General features: G+C 45.0%; 1 protein-coding gene. It reads left to right on the top strand.

Going from position 1 to position 327, the window contains the following annotated elements:
- Positions 1 to 327: hypothetical protein (locus QEH59_RS18815; RefSeq protein WP_308986929.1), on the top strand; the 327-nt coding region annotated here is incomplete at both ends.

Genomic DNA, 327 nt, shown 5'->3' with positions numbered 1-327 from the left:
AAATGTGGAGTCTTCTATTCCATTAAGTTATCAGTGGAGTCGGAATGGGGTGTCTATGGATGGTGAAGTCGATCGCATCTTGACTTTGCATGCTGACAATGGCGCTGCCGATGGTGATCAGTATGCGGTGACTGTCGTCTCTTATGGAGAAGTCGTTGAAAGCGAGTCTGCGAGTTTAAGTATAGTAGAGGCAATCAGTCTTTGGCTTAGGACCTATTTTTCAGAGTCTAAATGGGATGAACCTTTAGTGATGTCCAAGTTTGCAGATCCGGATCATGATCGAGTTCCAAACTTTTTTGAATACATCTTCGGAACCGATCCGAGCCG

Origin of the sequence: Thalassobacterium sedimentorum, assembly GCF_031127905.1 — a bacterium.
Classification (GTDB): domain Bacteria; phylum Verrucomicrobiota; class Verrucomicrobiia; order Opitutales; family Coraliomargaritaceae; genus Thalassobacterium; species Thalassobacterium sedimentorum.
This window is presented reverse-complemented; position numbering and strand designations above follow the sequence as displayed.